Origin of the sequence: Mycobacterium sp. 134 (assembly GCF_048282715.1) — a bacterium.
GTDB classification, from domain to species: Bacteria; Actinomycetota; Actinomycetes; order Mycobacteriales; family Mycobacteriaceae; genus Mycobacterium; species Mycobacterium septicum.
Genome location: NZ_JBLVUN010000008.1, coordinates 4,011,778 through 4,029,104, shown reverse-complemented (window position 1 = coordinate 4,029,104; position 17,327 = coordinate 4,011,778). Strand labels below are relative to the sequence as shown.

The following is a 17,327-nucleotide window of genomic DNA, read 5'->3' as shown; positions in this document are numbered from 1 at the left end:
GTGATTGATCACGAGTCGAGGGACCGGCAGCCGATTCTGTGGGCGATCAGCGATCTACATACCGGACACACCGGGAACAAGCCGGTCACCGAGTCCCTGTACCCGGCCTCGCCGGACGATTGGCTGATCGTCGCCGGTGACGTCGGGGAGCGCACCGACGAGATCCGGTGGGCCTTGGACCTGCTGCGCAAGCGGTTCGCGAAAGTCATCTGGGTTCCGGGCAACCATGAGCTGTGGACCACCAACAAGGACCCGATGCAGATCTTCGGCCGGGCCCGTTACGACTACCTGGTCGACATGTGCGACCAGATGGGTGTCATCACCCCCGAGCACCCGTTCCCGGTCTGGACCGAACAAGGTGGCCCGGCGACGATCGTGCCGATGTTCCTGCTCTACGACTACACGTTCCTGCCCGAGGGAGCCTCGAACAAGGCCGAGGGGCTGGCCATCGCCCGGGACCGCAACGTCGTCGGCACCGACGAGTTCCTGTTGTCCAGCGAGCCCTACGCGACGCGTGACGCATGGTGCCGTGACCGCGTGGCGGCCACCCGCAAGCGACTCGAAGCCATGGACTGGATGGACCCGACGGTTCTGGTCAATCATTTCCCGCTTGTCCGTGAACCCTGTGACGCGATGTTCTATCCCGAGTTCTCGCTGTGGTGCGGCACGACCGCCACCAAGGACTGGCACACCCGGTACAACGCGATCTGCTCGGTATACGGCCACCTGCACATTCCACGCACCACCTGGTACGACGATGTGCGCTTCGAAGAAGTGTCGGTCGGTTATCCGCGGGAGTGGCGCCGCCGAAAGCCCTTCCGGTGGCTGCGCCAAATCCTGCCGGACCCCAACTACACACCCGGCTATCTCAACGAGTTCGGCGGACACTTCCAGATCACGGCCGAGATGCGCGCCCATGCCCAGCAGATGCAGGAGCGGATCAAGGCGAGGCGCTCATGAGCGACACGCTGCTGGGGCAGGTGCTGCCCGACATGCCGGACAAGCTCGCCGCGGCCGAGATGTACGACGACCCGCCGGGCCTGACGGCGCTGCCAGAGGAGGCGGCGCTGGTGGCCCGCGCGGTGGCCAAGCGGCGCAACGAGTTCACCACGGTGCGCTACTGCGCCCGCCAGGCGCTGGGCGAGCTCGGCGTGGGCCCGGTGCCGATACTCAAGGGGGACAAGGGCGAACCGTGCTGGCCCGATGGCATCGTCGGTAGCCTGACGCACTGTCAGGGCTTTCGGGGTGCCGTGGTCGGCCGCGTCGGAGGGGTGAGGTCGGTCGGCATCGACGCCGAACCGCACGACGTGCTGCCCGACGGAGTTCTGGGCGCCATCTCGCTGCCGTTGGAGCGTTCCGAGCTCGGCGGGCTGCCGGATGGCCTGCACTGGGACCGAATCCTGTTCTGCGCCAAGGAGGCCACCTACAAGGCCTGGTACCCGCTGACGCACCGCTGGCTGGGGTTCGAGGATGCCCACATCACGTTCGGGGTCGACGGGACCGGCGCGGCCGGAACGTTCCGGTCCCAGATCCTCATCGACCCGGCCGCCGAACACGGGCCGCCGCTGACCGCCCTGGACGGCCGCTGGTCGGTGCGCGACGGCGTGACGTTGACGGCGATCGTGTTGTGAGCCGACCGGTTCCAGAGCCCGGCCTGGTGATCGTCGACAAGCCGGCCGGGATGACCAGCCATGACGTGGTCGGGCGGTGCCGTCGGCTGTTCGGCACCCGCAAGGTCGGCCACGCCGGCACCCTCGACCCGATGGCGACCGGCGTGCTGGTGATCGGGATCGAGCGCGCCACCAAGATCCTCGGCCTTCTGACCGCCACCGACAAGTCCTATGCCGCGACAATCCGGCTCGGCCAGACCACGTCCACCGAGGACGCCGAAGGTGAAGTGCTGCAGACGGTTTCTGCCGCCCATGTCACCGACGATCAGATCGAGGACGCGGTCGCGGCACTGCGCGGCGACATCGAACAGGTGCCGTCGGCGGTGAGCGCCATCAAGGTCGACGGACAACGGGCCTACAAGCTGGCCCGCGAAGGGCAGACGGTCGAGCTGGCGGCCCGGCCCGTGCGCATCGGCCGGTTCGAGGTCCTCGCGGTCCGGCGGGTGGACGAATTCGTCGATGTGGACGTCGATGTGGACTGCTCCTCGGGCACCTACATCCGCGCCCTGGCCCGCGATGTGGGTGTGGCACTGGGCGTCGGTGGACATCTGACGGCCTTGCGCCGCACCAAGGTTGGCCGCTATGGGCTGGACGAGGCGCGTACCCTGGACGACCTTTCCGAGCAGGCGCGGCTGAGCTATTCACTCGACGAGGCCTGCCTGGTCGGTTTTCCGCGGCGCGACCTGAGCGCGGAGGAAACCGAGGACACTCGGCACGGGCGGGCGCTGACCCCGGCCGGCATCGACGGGATCTATGCCGCCACCGCACCCGACGGCCGGGTCATCGCACTGCTGCAGGACGGCTCGTCGCGCACCAAGAGTGTCGTGGTCCTGCGTCCGGCGACGTTGTAGCGCCTGCCCGAACGGCGACCGGTTTACTTTCCGCTGTCGCGCAGGTGATTCCGGACCGGAATCAGGAAGTCGCGGGCGTAGTTCTCCGGCCCGTCTGGATCGTCGAGGCCCAGCACGCTCGACGGGATCAGGATCAAGGTGTGAAAGGCGCGCGCCACATGCTCGGCGAAACGCTCACGCTGCTCGGGGGGAAGCTCGTCGCTGGGGGTGAAGGACATCACGAAGGTCCGTCCCAGGTTCAGCGCGTAGCTGTCTTTGGCGATGACATACGGAACGAACAGCTCCGGATTCAACGTCAGGATCGGTGATACGGCGGGGTGACCGCTCAGCAATCGGTAGGCCTGCGCGAAGCCGTGTATGAGGCGTTCCTCGGGGTCCTCGTACTTTTCGACGGTCGTTTGAACCTCGGCGAAGAAGTTCTCCAGTTCGGTCTTGACGACTGCGTCGATCAGGGCGTCGCGGCGCGGAAAGTGCTTGTACAGCGTGGCTCGTCCGACGTGTGCGCGCCGAGCGACCTCGTCCATGGACAGCTTCCGGAGGCCGGTTTCGGCGGCCCAGGAGATCACCGATTCGAGGATGCGAGTACGGGCGCTCGGCTTTTTGGCACGACCTGCCACGGCGGCAACGACACCCGACGTGGACCTCATGTGATGAAAGCGTAGTCGAACGTTCCAAAAAGTAGACAAAAAGACAAAAACCATCTACTTTTACCGCCACGTGGCCGACCGCTCCGCGACGAGGGGCAGCTCGGCCGTCGCCGGCAATCCCTCAGGAGGATGACGATGACCGCGGAACCCATGATTGATCGAGCCGCCAATGCGGCGCAGCGCGAGGACGTGGCAGAACGCCTGATCGGTGGTTCTCTGCGGCGTTCGTACAACTCGCTGCTGGACGTGGACTGGGATGCGCCCCAGGATCCCGACCTGTTCTACATGCCGCCGGAGACGATCTCGCTATACGGAACTCCCTTGTGGGACAATATGTCTCATCGTGAGCGCGTGGAGCTGTCGCGGCAGGAAGTTGCGAACACCCTGTCCCGTGCCGTGTGGTTCGAGAACACGCTGAACCAGGGCCTGCTCCGCGCGATGCTGCATCAGGACCCGACCTCGCGGCACGTGCACTACTCACTCACCGAGATCGGCGACGAGACCCGGCACATGATCATGTTCAGCAAGACGGTGTCTGCGATCGGCGCGCTGCCTTACCGGTTGTCAACGATCGAGGCGATGACCGTGCAGCTGTTCCCCTTCTTCTACCGCGGGCTGATGCTGTGGGTGGCTGCGTTGTCCGGTGAGGAGTTCATCGACGACATCCAGCGCAAGTACTGCCGGCATCCCGATTTGCAGCCGATCATCGCGCAGGTGATGCGGATCCACGTCACCGAAGAGGCCCGGCACATCCGTTATGCGCGCGAAGGAGTGCGCCGGCGGATTCAGCGCGCGGCGTGGTGGGAGCGCCAGTTCGCCGCCACCGTGAATGGTGCAGCGGGATTCATCCTGCGACGCCTCACCTATGACAAGCGGGTCTACGAACGCTGCGGCCTGGACGTCAAAGAGGCCATGCGTCAGGCCCGGGCCAACGAGGCGGTCAACGCCCGTAAGCGTGAGGGCTTCGAGAGCTACTACCGCTTCATGAACGACAACGGCCTGATCAACCCGGTGTCGCGGTATCTGTGGAGACGGTTCGGGTTCCTGTGATGGCGATTGAACCCACCTACGACGTCGTCGTGATCGGCGCGGGATTCGCCGGCCTGTGTACCGCGATCACGCTGCGGCAGAACGGTATCGACAACTTTGTGGTGCTTGAGAAGGGCGACGACGTCGGTGGCACCTGGCGGGAGAACACCTACCCCGGCGCTGCCTGCGATGTGATGTCGCACATGTACTCGTTCTCGTTCGCCCCGAAAACGGATTGGACGCGTGGGTATGCGCGTCAGCCCGAGATTCTGGACTACCTGCGCGACGTGACCGAGTCCCATGATCTGCGGCGCAGCATCCGTTTTGGCACCGAGGTCGTTTCGGAGGTCTTCGACGACGACACCGATCAGTGGACCGTCACCACCGCCAGTGGAGAGTCGTTCACCGCCGGTGTTGTTGTTGCCGGCACGGGACCGTTGCACATCCCGAACATCCCGGATCTTCCGGGCACTGATGAGTTCGAGGGTTCGACTGAGGTGTACTACTGATGTGAGACACAGTTTGAAAGGATTGTGCTCATGTCTGCTCGACCTACCTATTCCGATGAGTTCAAGGCTGATGCCGTTGAGCTCGTGGTTTCATCTGGCCGTTCGCCGGCTTCTGTCGCTCCGGAGCTCGGCATTTCCGTCACCGCGTTGAAACGCTGGGTGCGGGTGTCCCGTGAGGGGCAACCAGGCGGTGGGGGGAAACCGGATGATCCGGTGGATCCTGCGAAATACAAGGCGTTGGAAGCACGGATGCGTGAGCTGGAGAGGGAGAACGATTTCCTGAAAAAAGTTTCGGCGTTCTTCGCCAAAGAACAACGGTAGAGGACTTGTACCGAGTTGTTCAGGAGAAGAACGCCGACTTCCCGGTGGCCTGGATGTGCCGCCAGCTTGGTCTCCCACGGGCGACGTATTACCGGCGGCTGGACGCCGGCGACACCCCGACTGCGCTGCGCCGCCGGGAACTGACGGATCAGGTGAAGACCGTCTTCGATTCCTCCGACGGGATCTTCGGGCACCGCATGGTCCATGCGAAACTTGCCGCCGCCGGCATCGAGGTTTCGGTGGGCACTGTCGCGGGGATCATGGCCGAAAACGGGTGGGCGGCAAAGCGGATGAGAGCGTTCAAGCGCACCACGATCGCCTCGGATCCGGATAAAGTCTTCGAGGACCTCATCGGCCGGGACTTCACTGCAGAAGCCCCTGGAACGCGTCTGGTGGGCGATATTACCTACCTGCGCACCGGCGAAGGGTGGCTGTATTTGGCCACTGTCATTGACCTGTGCACCCGCATGGTCGTCGGCTGGGCCATGGCTGAGCACATGCGCGCCTCGTTGGTTACCGGAGCCCTGACGATGGCCAGGGACAGCGGCCACCTGAGCCCCAACGCCATTTTTCACAGCGACCACGGAACGCAGTACACCTCCCGGGAAATGGGCGCCTGGTGCGCAGGAAACAAGATCCGCCAATCCATGGGCGCCACCGGGGTGTGCTGGGACAATGCAGTCGCAGAATCGCTGTTCTCATCCCTGAAAAACGAGTTCTACCATCACCACAGCTTCACCACCCGCCAGGACGCCAGACGGGCGACCATGCGCTACATCGAAGTGTTCTACAACCGCTGGCGCCCTCACACCAACAACGAGGGTCTGCCGCCCGCGACAGCAATGGCCAACTTCACAACCAGAAACCAGCCGCTTCCCGCTGCTGCCTGACCGAAAAGAAACTACCCGACTGTCTCACATCCTTGACACACCTCAGACGTTTCACTCCGCACGATGGGACCACTCGCTGGACCTGGCCGGAAAACGCATCGCCGTCATCGGGACGGGAGCGTCGGCAGTGCAGTTCATTCCGCGCGTGGCCGAGCAGGCGGCACACGTGGATGTGTTCCAACGCACTCCCAGCTGGGTTCTGCCCAAGCTCGACCGGCCGATAACGCGTCTTGAGCGAGGTGCCTACCGCGCCATTCCCGGGCTGCGCAGACTGATGCGCGCCGGAATCTACTTCAGCCACGAGGCGCTCATCGGGGTCTTCCTGCAACCGAAGTACATGCCGGCCGTCAGGTCATTGGCCAAAGCGCATCTGCGCCGGCAGGTTCGCGACTCGCGACTGCGGGCGCAGCTGACGCCGGACTACGAAATCGGCTGCAAGCGAATGGTCATGGACAACCAGTTCTATCCGGCCCTGCAACGCGCCAACGTATCCTTGGTGACCCAGCCGATCGAGGCGGTGACATCGTCGGGGATCCGCACGGCAGACGGTGTCGACCATGCACTCGACGTCATCGTCTACGGCACCGGATTCAAGGTCGCCGACAAGTACCTCGACCAGACCCTGGTGGGTGTCGGCGGGACGACCGTCCAGCAGCTGTGGCGCAATGGGCCGCAGGCCTATCTGGGTATGGCTACGCACGGCCTGCCGAACTACTTCATGCTGATGGGTCCGAACACCGGGGTCGGCAATCAGTCGATCGTGTTCATGATCGAGGCCCAGGCACGCTATATCGCGGCGGTCCTGCGGGCGATGCGTGCGTACGAGGCGACGCGTGTCGAGGTGAAGTCACATGTGCAGCAACAGTTCAACCGCATCCTGCAACGGGCGTCACAAGGGACGGTGTGGACGTCCGGAGGATGCCGCAGCTGGTACCTCGACGGCGAAGGGGTGAACCGGGCGGTCTGGCCCGGCTCTACGCTTTCGTACTGGCGGACCACCCGCGCGATCAACCTCGGCGACTTCGAATACACCCGCCGCGAGGACCGCGAGAACGACGACGCCTATCATGGCCCCGCGCACCTGATCGACGAGAACGGTGACGAATACACGGTCCGGGCGCACATCATCGCCCACTTCGAACCCCTGGACAACACGGTGCACTGGTCAGGGCGGCTGGAACAGTCGTCCGGCCTGATTCGTCTGCACCAGAGCCTGAATCAACCCGTGCACCTCCGTATCCCCGGCGAGGACGCAGTGCCGGCGATGCTGACCGACAACGACCCGTGGGGTGGCAGTCAGATCGTCGGCGAAGGAGCGTCGCCGTACCCGATGTACGACGCCGCAGATATCGAGGCGGCGGTCCATGCGTGAGTACCGCGGAAAGACGGTTGTCATCACCGGCGCCGGCGGCGGGATCGGCGCAGCGATGGCCGACGAATTCACCTCTCGTGGAGCCCACCTTGCCTTGTCGGATATCGACGGCGCCAGCCTCGACGAGACGGTGCGGCGATGCGCGGCGCGCGGCGCGACGGTTGCCGGTGAGGTGCTCGATGTGGCCGATCGTGACGCGATCTACGATTACGCCGGTCACGTTGCGGCGAAGTTCGGTGATATTCACGTGGTGGTGAACAACGCCGGGGTGGCCGTGCACGGACCCGTGATCGATACCGCTGACGACGACCTGGAATGGATCATGCGGATCAACTTCTGGGGTGTCGTACACGGCAGTAGGGCGTTTCTGCCACACCTGATCGCCTCTGGCGATGGGCAATTGGCGAACGTGTCAAGTGTTTTCGGACTCGTCGCCGCACCAAAGGACGCGGCCTACAACGCCTCGAAGTTCGCCGTACGGGGGTTCACCGAGTCCCTGCGCCAAGAACTACGCCTGAGCGGTGCGCCGGTAGCGGTGAGCTGCGTGTTGCCGGGCGGAATCAAGACCGGCATCGCGCGGTCGGCCCGGGTCATCGGTGATCACCCCGATAGCGTGCAGAAGCTCTTCGATCGGGTGGCGATGACCTCGCCTGACAAGGCAGCCCGCATCATCGTCAATGGCCTGCGCCGGAGCCAGGCGCGCATTCTCGTCGGGCCCGACGCCCACGCCATCGCAGTGCTTCCACGCGTGTTCGGTGCTCAGTACGGCCTTTTAGTTGAATCCGCAGCACGCTTGCTCCGCGCGTGATTCGGTTTCTCAAATCTCTCAAGGATTCTCGTGGCATACGTCATCACCCAAAACTGTTGCAACGACGCGTCGTGCGTGGCGGCCTGCCCGGTCGGGTGCATTCACCCGTCGCCGGACGAGCCAGGCTTCGCCGCCGCTGAGATGCTGTACATCGATCCCGGCACGTGCATCGACTGCGGTGCGTGCGCCGATGCGTGCCCGGTTGAAGCAATCCGTCCAGGCAAAGAGCTCAGCGTCGAACACGAGCGCTATCGGCAGATCAACGCTGATTACTATCGGCGGCACCCGTCGCCGGCAACGTTCAAACGAGCCGCTATCCCGCGCCCACTGGTCACCCAGCCATTGCGTGTGGCCATTGTGGGATCGGGCCCAGCCGGCCTCTACAGCGCGGAAGCCTTGCTGCATCACCCAGGTGTGCGAGTGGACATGTTCGATCGACTCCCATTTCCGCATGGCCTGGCTCGCTATGGAGTGGCGCCCGATCACCCGGCCACCAAAGCGGTCGTCGACCAGTTCGATTTCTCCCCGGAGAAGTCGCAACGCTTCGGCCTGCACCTGGGAATCGAGATCGGCACCGACATCTCGCACACCGAACTGCAACAGCGGTATTCGGCAGTCATCTACGCCACCGGGGCGTTTCATCCGCGGCTCCTGGACATCCCTGGTGCCCAGCTGCCGGCTCTGTACCCGCCGCGGCCTTCGTGGGCTGGTACAACGATCACCCCGATCATCGTGACCTCGGGCCCGACCTGTCCGGTGACCGGGCGGTCATCGTGGGGAACGGCAACGTCGCCCTCGACATGGCCCGGATCCTCGGCGCCGATCCCGAAACCCTGCGCAACACGGCGATTTCCCAGCATGCACTGAGTGCTCTGCGCGACAGCATGATTCGCGAGGTTGTCGTCATCGGCCGGCACGATCCGCAGGACGCTGCCTTCACAGTTCCCGAGCTGCTGGCTCTGACGCATATGCCGGACATCGATGTCATTGTCGATCCCGCTGATCTGTCGCGCGGTCCCGCGTCGAGCCCAGGGATGCAGCTGTTGAACGAGATCGCGCACACGCCGGCCAGTGGGGCCCGGACCCGCATCGTCTTCCAGTTCAACTCCACACCGACTGCGATCCGGGGCGGTCAGCGCGTCAGCGGACTGCAACTGCAGACGGCGGCCGGCGCGCTCCATGAGATCGAAGCCGGCCTTATCCTGCACTCCATTGGTTTTCAGGGGAGGGCGATACCGGGCGTCCCCTTCGATGATCACCGACACACGGTTCCGCACCAGCAAGGACGTGTCCTGGACACCGCCACCGGGCAGCCGATGCCCGGCGTCTACACCGTCGGATGGATCAAGCGCGGCCCCACCGGTGTGATCGGCACCAACCGCACCTGTGCCGACGAAACAGTGTCTGCGCTCCTCGAGGATGCCGGCGCCGGGAAGCTCGCCGCATCAAGTCTCCAATCCGCGATGTGATGCATATGGATGAGTTCGATTACGACGTCCTGGTCATCGGTTCTGGCTTCGGAGGCAGTGTTGCGGCCCTGCGTTTGACCGAGAAGGACTACCGCGTGGGTGTGATCGAAGCCGGACGGCGGTGGGATCCGGAGGATCTGCCGAGGACCAATTGGAATGTCCGGAAATCGATTTGGGCACCGCGCCTCGGCTGGACGGGACCGCAGCGGATCACGCTGTTGGGTAAGTGCATGGTGGCCAGCGGCGCAGCCGTCGGTGGGGGATCGATCGTCTACGGCAACACCTTGTACGAGCCGTTGCCGGACTTCTACACCGACGTGGCGTGGGGGCACATCGCCGACTGGCGCGCGGAACTTGCGCCGTACTACTGCCAGGCCAAACGAATGCTCGGCGTTGCGGCGAACCCTCGAACTACCTCAGCCGATGAAATCCTGCTGGACGTCGCAACAGACCTGGGGGTGGCCGACACGTTCCATGCGACGAACGTCGGCGTGTTCTTCAACGAGGGCCGTGAAGGGGAGCCGGTCGATGATCCCTACTTTGGTGGTGTGGGTCCGCAGCGGGCGGGCTGTACCCACTGCGCGCGGTGCTTCACCGGCTGCCCGCACAACGCGAAGAACACGACTACCCGCAATTACCTCTACTTGGCCGAACAAGCCGGGGCACAGGTCATCCCGTTGACAACCGCGACGGCTGTCCGGCCACTTCCGGAAGGCGGCTATGCGGTCGATACGCGCCGCTCGACCGGCGTGACCGGACGGGGCAAGCGGACTTTGACCGCCCGCCAGGTGGTGCTCGCCGCTGCCGCGCTGGGCACCCAGAAACTGCTGCACACGATGCGCGACAACGGGATCCTGCCGCATTTGTCTCCTCGTCTCGGTGAGCTCAGCCGCAGTAACTCCGAGGCCGTGCTCGGCGCACGGAGCCGCACCCGCACGGACTTCGCCAGCGGGGTGGCCATCACTTCGTCGATCCACCCCGAACCCAACACTCACGTCGAGGTATGCCGGTATGGCAAGGGCCAGAATGCGATCACCGTTCTGACGGTTCCGCTCATCGATGGTGGCCCATACCGTCTGCTGCGTTTCCTGCTTGCTGCGGCACGACGGCCGCTGGTGTTCCTGCGCACCCAGAACGCACGCAGGGCATCCGAGAAGGCGGTGGTCCTGCTCGTGATGCAGTCGCTGGACAACTCGCTGACGTCATACCTTCGTCGAGGACGGCTGACCACCAGGCAGGGCGGCGGCGACCCCAACCCGGAGTGGATTCCGTTGGCCCACGACATCGCCCGTCGTTTCGCGGACAAGATCGAGGGCGACCCGGAAGGCGGCGTCAACGACGTCGTCAACATCCCGACCACCGCTCACTACATCGGCGGATGCGTCATCGGCACGTCGGCCGACGAGGGTGTGGTCGATCCGTACCAGCGCGTGTTCGGCCACCCCGGATTGCATATCGCCGACGGATCGGCGATCACCGCCAATCTCGGCGTCAACCCGTCGCTTACCATCACAGCGCAGGCCGAGCGGGCAATGGCATTCTGGCCCAACAAGGGTGAGCCTGATCCACGCCCCGGCCTCGGTGAGCCCTACCAAAGGGTCATGCCAGTCACGCCGAAACATCCAGTCGTTCCGCAGGACGCGCTGGGTGCGCTGAGGCTGCCTGTCAGATCCTGAGATCAGTGACCCACCGTCTAGGACGAAGACAGCCTGGACGGCATCCTCGGTTCACGGATTATCTATCACCCACCGGTCAGGCCGCCGCTGCCCCTCTGGTGAGCGTGACGTCGAGTCGGGAGAGTCCGCGCAGGTTGGGGTTGGTGGTCCAGATGGGTGTTCCGGCCACTTCGACCCGGTCGACCTGGTCGACGATTTCGCGCAGCACTGCCTGGCCCTCCAGGCGGGCCAACTGAGCTCCGAGGCACAGGTGCACGCCCGAGCCGAAGGCCACGTGCCCGGTGGGATTTCGGTCGGCCCGGAACACGTCCGGATCCTCGAACTGGCGCGGGTCGCGGTTGGCCGCACCCCACGCCAGCAGCACCCGCGAACCCGCCGGGATCGTGACATCGCCCACCTGGTAGTCGACACGTGCTGTGCGGTAGAAGCTTTGGATAGGGGAGAGAAACCGTAACTGCTCTTCGATGGCGGACGGGATCAGGTCGGGATGCCGGCGCAGGACATCCAGCTGGTCGGGGTGCTGGGCCAGGGTGAGGAACAAGGTGGAAAGCAGGTTGGTAGTGGTCTCATTGCCGGCCAGTAGCAGCAGCACCGCGACAAAGAACAACTCCTCGTCGCTGAGTTGCCCGGCCGGCCGGCCGTTGTCGGTGCGCCGGGTCAATCGACCAAGCACGGTGTTCTCGTCGAGTAGCTCGCCCCGGCCGAGCCGGTCGGTGAAGAAGTCATACAGATGACGGAAACCATTGAGAGTCGGCACAATTTCGGCCAGTCCCGACCAGGTGAAGTTCACGTCCGCAATGCGGATCGCCTCGTTGGACCAGTCGCGGAACGCAGACTGGTCTTCCTCGGCGATGCCCAGGATGTGCGAGATCATTGCCATCGGCATCGGCACGGCCAGTGTTGACACGACCTCTGAGGTACCTCGGGTGGACATCTGTGAGACCAGGTCTCGGGCGAGGCGGTCGATCATCGGCTGCCATGACTCGAGGGAGCCACGGGTGAAGCCCGGCAATGCCTGCTTGCGCATCCGGGTATGTTCCGGTGCGTCCGTCATCAGCAGCACCGGCAGCCGGATCCGGCCGTAGGTGACTCCCTCCGCGCTGGACAGCACATTGTCGGCGCGTGCGCCGGCCCGAACGTCGGCGTACCGGGTCAGTACGTAGATATCGCGTCTCGGGTTGTAATGAACTGGTGCTCCGGCGAGCAACTCTCGGTAGCGTGGGTAGGGATCGGCGGCCGTGGCCGGGTCGAACGGATCGAAATCGGTGAGATCCACCCCGGTCGGGATGGACCTGTTCCTGACTCGCGTCACAGCCTCTCGGGTCAAGTTGCCGGCGAGTGTCCTGGCGATCAGCGGCCCGTATCTGCCGGCCAACCGGATATCGCTTCGCATCGTCATATCCCCAAAGTAGGAAGCGTCGGGCACAGGCGGAATGAGGCATTGGGACAGAAGCTTGATAATTCCGGACACCGGCGGCCACGGTTGATACCTTCAGCGCGATGACCGGTCACAGCGCTCAGGTTCGGCGCCCCGCGGTGGCTGCGCGTCACATCTGCGCGGTGGCCGCCGAGATGGGCCTCGATGTTGACGGTGTGCTCGTCGGTACGTCAGTCGCACCCGCCGACCTGAGAGATCCCGAGTTCGAAGTCTGCGGCGAAGACGAGATCACCATGGCGCGCAATCTGATTCGAATCGCTTCTGATCCACCGGGCCTGGGTGTCGCGGTCGGAACTCGGATCAATCTGACCAACCTCGGCATGTTCGGATTTGCCGCAATGGCATCGGGGACTCTGCGCGAGTTGATCTCGGTAGGACTGCGTTTCTTCTCGCTGACGACGTTGCACGTGTCGATGACGTTGATGGAACAACCCATCCGGTGCGACGTTGCCCTGGATGCCGACCACCTTCCGGAGGATGTGCGGCGGTTCTTCGTCGAACGCGACGTCGCGGCCATCGTCGCGACGGTGCCAACCTTCGTTTACCCGGTACTTGCCCGCTATGTCGGTGAGATGCACGTCGAAGTCGCCGCCGACGAGGAATACCTGCGCCCGTTGTTCGAGGCGGTGGGAATCCGCAACGTCAGTTACGGATGCCGGCGCACCGTCACGGGCTTTCCCAGCGCATTGCTCGATGAGCCGTTGCCGCAGGCTGATGAGCACACGCTCGCCGAATGTGTCGCCCAATGCGAGCAGATTGTGGCACGACGCAATCTCCGACACGGGTTCTCGGCGCTCGTGCGCTCGCAATTGCTGTCCTCGCCCGGCGCCATGCCGGGCCTGGATGAGGTTGCATCCGCCCTGCATCTGCACCCGCGCACCCTGCGTCGCCGGCTTACCGCAGAAAGCACGACATTTCGTGCCCTCACCAACGAGGTGCGGGCGTCATTGGCGACCGAACTCTTGTCACAGGTCGGATTGACCGTCGAGGAGGCCGCCCGCCGACTCGGTTACGCCGAGACCGCTGCGTTCAACCACGCGTTCTCACGCTGGTTCGGCGTCGCCCCCACCGAGTACCGTCGGCGCCGAGCCGGTCTCGGTGAGCCCCATGCCCGGTGACCGCTTGTTCAAACGCATCGGTGGCCATCGCGGCGAATGTCGCTACCGGTCCGACGATTCTGGCGTGTGAGGCGCTGCTCGACGCGACCCATGCTGTTCGGTGGAAGTGTCGTTCGCGGCCATCAGCATGCAATTTAAATGCCGATTTGCTGGTTACTTGAGCCGTTCCGGCAATTCAACGACGTAAGATGCAACGGTGACCGCGCGCGGGGACGGGCAAGCCAGGCGGCGCACGCAGGCCGAACGCAGCGCCGCGATGCGCAGCCGGCTGCTGGACGCCACCGTGGAATGCCTGGTCACCTACGGTTACGCGGGTACCACCACGCAGCGGGTCGCCGAGGTCGCCGGTGTGACTCGCGGTGCTCAGGTTCACCACTTCCGGTCCAAGGAAGACCTGGTGGTGGCGGCGATCGAGCATCTTGCGGAGCAGCGTGCGCAGGCTGCGGTCCGCGATCTCGGTCGGGTGACGGCGAGCCCCGACGCTGCCTCGATGGTGCTCGACTATCTGTGGGAATCGCATCAGGGACCCGTTTTCGTTGCAACACTTGAACTCTGGGTGGCAGCGCGCACCGATGAAGTGTTAGCCGCGCAGATCGAGCGCGTCGAACCGATCGTGACCGGCGCCTTGGTCGGCGCGCTTGCGCAGCTGGTCCCGGACCGGGTCGCACAGAAGGAACTGCGCGACCTGGCCTATACGGCCATGGATGCGCTGCGGGGGATCCTGTTGTCGAGTTTCGCCGATCGCGACCCCAAGCGGGCCAGGAAACGCTGGGACCGCGTGTGTGTGCATTTGCGCCGCATGATCTCCGACTCCCTGAGTGCTGAAATCTCGTCGTAGCCCCGGCCGCACTGCGGCCTGTTCTCGATAGTTCATTCACGACTCTGAAGGGGTCCGTCGGCCCTCTTGTTAAGATACCAACAGGTTGGTATGTTTTTTTCATCGCACAGAAAGAGAGGGTGTTGATGCCCAACAAGGTGTATGTGATCGGTGTCGGGATGACGAAGTTCGAGAAACCCGGCCACCGGACCAACGACGACGGGTCGGCGTGGGACTACCCCGACATGGCGCGCGAATCTGGCTCGAAAGCATTGGCGGACGCGGGGATTGAATACCGCGAGGTTCAGGAAGCCTATGTTGGCTATGTCTACGGAGAGTCGACGTCGGGTCAGCGGGCGGTCTACGAGCTCGGGATGACGGGTCTACCGGTCGTCAACGTGAACAACAACTGTTCGACCGGTTCCACCGCGTTGTACCTCGCGGCACGCGCGGTGCGTAGCGGCCTGGCCGACTGTGCCCTGGCGCTGGGGTTCGAGAAGATGCAGCCCGGTTCCCTCGGGTCGACCTACGACGATCGCGAGCAGCCGATGGCCAAGCATTTCCTGGCCCTCGCGGAGATCTCCGAGGTACTGTTTCCACCCGCGCCGTGGATGTTCGGCGCGGCAGGCCGCGAACACATGAATCAATACGGCTCCACGGCAGAGCATTTCGCGAAGATCGGGTACAAGAACCATAAGCATTCGGTCAACAACCCGTACGCACAGTTCCAGGACGAGTACAGCCTCGAGGACATCCTCGGTGCGCGGATGATCTACGACCCGCTGACCAAGCTGCAGTGCTCACCGACCTCTGATGGGTCCGGAGCGGCAATCCTGGCCAGTGAGGACTTCGTCGACAAGCACGGCCTGGCAGACCGGGCCGTGGAGATCGTCGGCCAGGCGATGACCACCGATTTCGAGAACAGCTTCGACGGCACCTGCAAGGCGTTGATCGGGCATCACATGAATGTCGCTGCCGCTCGGCAGGTTTACGACGAATCCGGGTTGGGGCCCGAAGATTTTCAGGTGATCGAGCTGCACGACTGCTTCTCAGCCAACGAACTCCTCCTGTATGAGGCGCTGGGCCTGTGTGGCGAGGGCGAGGCACCGAAGCTGATCGACAACGGTGACACCACCTACGGCGGGCGGTGGGTGGTCAACCCGTCCGGCGGGCTGATCTCCAAGGGGCATCCTCTCGGCGCGACCGGCCTGGCCCAGTGCGCCGAATTGACCTGGCAGCTGCGGGGCACCGCCGACAAACGTCAGGTCGACGGCGTCACCGCCGCACTGCAACACAACATCGGACTCGGCGGAGCCGCAGTCGTGACCGCCTACCAGCGCGCCGAGCGCTGACCGGAAAACCCGACAACACAAGGAGTTACGATAATGGGACACATCGAAGCAACCCGTGAACTGGCGGCCGGACCGGACGCGCTGTGGGCGACCGTGTCGGATCCGCAGACCTGGGACAAGTGGTTTACCGTCCACGACAAGTGGCTCGAGGAGCCGCCCGCCACGTTGACCGCCGGGGCGAAGCTCAGCGCCAAGATCGTGATGCTGGGCATGGCGAACAAGATCGACTGGACCATCGAATCTGTCGACGCGCCCAACAGCCTCGTGCTTTCCGGCACCGGCATGGCCGGGGTGAAGGCGAAGTTCGCGTTCACCATCGACCCGATCGACACCGGATCTCGGTTCACCGTCAGTGGTGACTTCGAAGGAGCGCTCGTCAAGGGCGCGCTCGCGAAGGCCGTGGAGAAGGACGGTGTCAAACAGCTCGACAAGAGCCTCGATGCACTCGACGCGCTGGCATCGGCGTCGGCATGACCGCCGCGAACAAGGCCACAGACGAAGAACTGGTCTTCGACGACAGCGGGCTGAACACCTGGACCGATGAGGAACGGTTCGAGGTCACTCGTGAGCGACTGGCCGAATACGCCGCAGCCACCAATGATCCGATCCCGGCGCACCGCTCCGGCGATGTGGCCCCTCCGGTGTTCGCGATCGTTCCGGTGTTCGAGGCCTTGCTGGTGCCCGCAGTCGACGTGCTGCCGGTCGAACTCATCCCGCGGGTCGTGCACGGCGAACAGGACTTCCACTTCCACCGGCCGATCCGGCCCGGCGACAAGTTGGTGTCACGCGGAAAAATGATCGGCTACGAAGGCCTGGACAACGGCACCCGGGCAGCGATATATCTCGAATGCCGCACAGAAGACGGCGAACTGGTCAACGAACAGTACGTCACCACGTTCGTGCGGGGCTTCGATGCCGGCAAGACGATGGGGGAGTTGAGCCCGAGTCACCGGTTCGATGAGACATTGCGTGCCGGGGCCCCGGTTGCCACCGTCGTCCAGCATGTCGACGACGATCAGACGTTTCGGTACAGCCCCGCCTCGGGTGACCCCATGCCGATCCACCTCGACGAGGAGGTGGCGCGCGACGCCGGTCTGCCCGGAATCATCGCGCACGGTCTGTGCACCATGGCGTTCACGTCATGGGCCGTGCTCACCGAGGTTACCGGGGCGGATGTCAACCGGCTCAAGAGGTTTGCCGTGCGGTTCTCGAAGATGGTGCTTCCCGGCGATGACCTTGAAACCCGTATCTGGCAGAAAGGGTCGGCCGACGGCATCACGTCCTACGCGTTCGAAACCGCACGAGGATCCGATCTCGTCATCACCGACGGCCTGGCCGAAATAGCAGAGGAGACATAACC

General features: G+C 64.2%; 19 protein-coding genes. 17 read left to right on the top strand and 2 right to left on the bottom strand.

Annotated features, from left to right (window positions below):
- Genes ACNQVK_RS24005 through truB form a run of 3 tightly spaced genes read left to right on the top strand, consistent with a single transcriptional unit; the run spans position 1 to position 2,521 of the window.
- Entirely contained in the window at positions 1–960 is a 960-nt protein-coding gene (locus ACNQVK_RS24005) for a metallophosphoesterase family protein (RefSeq protein ID WP_418031515.1), read from the top strand.
- Complete coding sequence (locus ACNQVK_RS24000; protein WP_273732248.1) at positions 957–1,631, top strand: 4'-phosphopantetheinyl transferase family protein; 675 nt, start codon at positions 957–959, stop codon at positions 1,629–1,631. Before ACNQVK_RS24005 ends, ACNQVK_RS24000 begins: the two co-directional genes overlap by 4 nt.
- Entirely contained in the window at positions 1,628–2,521 is an 894-nt protein-coding gene (truB, locus tag ACNQVK_RS23995; protein ID WP_418031514.1) for a tRNA pseudouridine(55) synthase TruB, read from the top strand. The genes ACNQVK_RS24000 and truB overlap by 4 nt, the downstream gene beginning before the upstream one ends.
- Positions 2,522–2,544: 23 nt before the next feature.
- Here truB and ACNQVK_RS23990 read toward each other — a convergent pair whose 3' ends face one another.
- Positions 2,545–3,168: a TetR/AcrR family transcriptional regulator gene (locus ACNQVK_RS23990; protein WP_418031513.1), complete on the bottom strand. Its 624-nt coding sequence runs from the start codon at positions 3,166–3,168 to the stop codon at positions 2,545–2,547.
- Between the two features lie 135 nt (positions 3,169–3,303).
- Here ACNQVK_RS23990 and ACNQVK_RS23985 point away from each other — a divergent pair, with 135 nt between their 5' ends.
- The 9 genes from ACNQVK_RS23985 to ACNQVK_RS23945 all read left to right on the top strand — a co-directional run bounded on the left by ACNQVK_RS23985 (position 3,304) and on the right by ACNQVK_RS23945 (position 11,242).
- Complete coding sequence (locus ACNQVK_RS23985) at positions 3,304–4,218, top strand: AurF N-oxygenase family protein (protein WP_418031512.1); 915 nt, start codon at positions 3,304–3,306, stop codon at positions 4,216–4,218.
- On the top strand, positions 4,218–4,706 hold the full coding sequence (locus tag ACNQVK_RS23980) for a flavin-containing monooxygenase (RefSeq protein WP_418031511.1): 489 nt from the start codon (positions 4,218–4,220) through the stop codon (positions 4,704–4,706). Before ACNQVK_RS23985 ends, ACNQVK_RS23980 begins: the two co-directional genes overlap by 1 nt.
- A gap of 30 nt (positions 4,707–4,736) precedes the next feature.
- Complete coding sequence (locus ACNQVK_RS23975; protein WP_047040760.1) at positions 4,737–5,027, top strand: transposase; 291 nt, start codon at positions 4,737–4,739, stop codon at positions 5,025–5,027.
- Between the two features lie 5 nt (positions 5,028–5,032).
- Positions 5,033–5,917 (top strand): IS3 family transposase, encoded by an 885-nt coding sequence (locus ACNQVK_RS23970; protein ID WP_082901982.1) that lies wholly within the window; start codon positions 5,033–5,035, stop codon positions 5,915–5,917.
- A gap of 127 nt (positions 5,918–6,044) precedes the next feature.
- On the top strand, positions 6,045–7,289 hold the full coding sequence (locus tag ACNQVK_RS23965) for a DUF4873 domain-containing protein (protein ID WP_418031510.1): 1,245 nt from the start codon (positions 6,045–6,047) through the stop codon (positions 7,287–7,289).
- Positions 7,282–8,097: an SDR family NAD(P)-dependent oxidoreductase gene (locus ACNQVK_RS23960; protein ID WP_418031509.1), complete on the top strand. Its 816-nt coding sequence runs from the start codon at positions 7,282–7,284 to the stop codon at positions 8,095–8,097. The genes ACNQVK_RS23965 and ACNQVK_RS23960 overlap by 8 nt, the downstream gene beginning before the upstream one ends.
- Before the next feature lie 30 nt (positions 8,098–8,127).
- Positions 8,128–8,964 (top strand): 4Fe-4S binding protein, encoded by an 837-nt coding sequence (locus ACNQVK_RS23955; protein WP_418031508.1) that lies wholly within the window; start codon positions 8,128–8,130, stop codon positions 8,962–8,964.
- Positions 8,898–9,566: a hypothetical protein gene (locus tag ACNQVK_RS23950; protein WP_418031507.1), complete on the top strand. Its 669-nt coding sequence runs from the start codon at positions 8,898–8,900 to the stop codon at positions 9,564–9,566. Before ACNQVK_RS23955 ends, ACNQVK_RS23950 begins: the two co-directional genes overlap by 67 nt.
- A 5-nt stretch (positions 9,567–9,571) precedes the next feature.
- Entirely contained in the window at positions 9,572–11,242 is a 1,671-nt protein-coding gene (locus tag ACNQVK_RS23945) for a GMC oxidoreductase (protein WP_418031506.1), read from the top strand.
- A 76-nt stretch (positions 11,243–11,318) separates the two neighbouring features.
- Here the strand turns inward: ACNQVK_RS23945 and ACNQVK_RS23940 are convergent, their stop codons facing one another.
- On the bottom strand, positions 11,319–12,641 hold the full coding sequence (locus ACNQVK_RS23940) for a cytochrome P450 (RefSeq protein ID WP_418031505.1): 1,323 nt from the start codon (positions 12,639–12,641) through the stop codon (positions 11,319–11,321).
- A gap of 101 nt (positions 12,642–12,742) precedes the next feature.
- On the opposite strand from ACNQVK_RS23940, the gene ACNQVK_RS23935 reads away from it, so the two are divergent.
- The 5 genes from ACNQVK_RS23935 (at position 12,743) to ACNQVK_RS23915 (ending at position 17,325) form a co-directional block, all read left to right on the top strand.
- Positions 12,743–13,798: an AraC family transcriptional regulator ligand-binding domain-containing protein gene (locus ACNQVK_RS23935; protein WP_418031504.1), complete on the top strand. Its 1,056-nt coding sequence runs from the start codon at positions 12,743–12,745 to the stop codon at positions 13,796–13,798.
- Positions 13,799–14,054: 256 nt separating this feature from the next.
- On the top strand, positions 14,055–14,636 hold the full coding sequence (locus ACNQVK_RS23930; RefSeq protein ID WP_418034290.1) for a TetR/AcrR family transcriptional regulator: 582 nt from the start codon (positions 14,055–14,057) through the stop codon (positions 14,634–14,636).
- Positions 14,637–14,761: 125 nt separating this feature from the next.
- The gene (locus tag ACNQVK_RS23925) at positions 14,762–15,967 is read left to right on the top strand and encodes a lipid-transfer protein (protein ID WP_418031503.1); all 1,206 of its coding nucleotides are present in this window, start codon (positions 14,762–14,764) and stop codon (positions 15,965–15,967) included.
- Positions 15,968–16,000: 33 nt separating this feature from the next.
- Positions 16,001–16,441: an SRPBCC family protein gene (locus ACNQVK_RS23920; protein WP_418031502.1), complete on the top strand. Its 441-nt coding sequence runs from the start codon at positions 16,001–16,003 to the stop codon at positions 16,439–16,441.
- Positions 16,438–17,325 (top strand): MaoC/PaaZ C-terminal domain-containing protein, encoded by an 888-nt coding sequence (locus ACNQVK_RS23915; protein WP_418031501.1) that lies wholly within the window; start codon positions 16,438–16,440, stop codon positions 17,323–17,325. Before ACNQVK_RS23920 ends, ACNQVK_RS23915 begins: the two co-directional genes overlap by 4 nt.
- Positions 17,326–17,327: the final 2 nt, after the last annotated feature.